Origin of the sequence: Winogradskyella ouciana (assembly GCF_009709615.1) — a bacterium.
Taxonomy (GTDB): domain Bacteria; phylum Bacteroidota; class Bacteroidia; order Flavobacteriales; family Flavobacteriaceae; genus Winogradskyella; species Winogradskyella ouciana.
In genome coordinates, this window is sequence record NZ_WJYA01000193.1 from 1 (window position 1) to 256 (window position 256).

The 256-nt window shown below is 60.5% G+C and carries 1 protein-coding gene; it reads left to right on the plus strand.

Features of this window, described 5'->3' with window-relative positions; all coding sequences use genetic code 11:
• On the plus strand, positions 1-256 hold a 256-nt coding region (locus tag F1003_RS18960), incomplete at both ends, for a thiamine pyrophosphate-binding protein (RefSeq protein ID WP_497986934.1).

A 256-nucleotide genomic window follows, 5' to 3' on the forward strand; every position in this document is an offset into this window, starting at 1 on the left:
CGGAAGTCGGCTACACCGCAGGCGTGGAAACCACCACCGGTCCGCTGGGCCAGGGTATCGCTAACGCGGTCGGGATGGCTATCGCCGAGAAAACCCTGGCGGCGCAGTTCAACCGTCCGGGACACGATATCGTCGACCACTACACCTACGCCTTCATGGGCGACGGCTGCATGATGGAAGGCATTTCTCACGAAGTGTGCTCCCTGGCCGGTACCCTGAAACTGGGTAAACTGGTGGCGTTCTATGATGACAACGG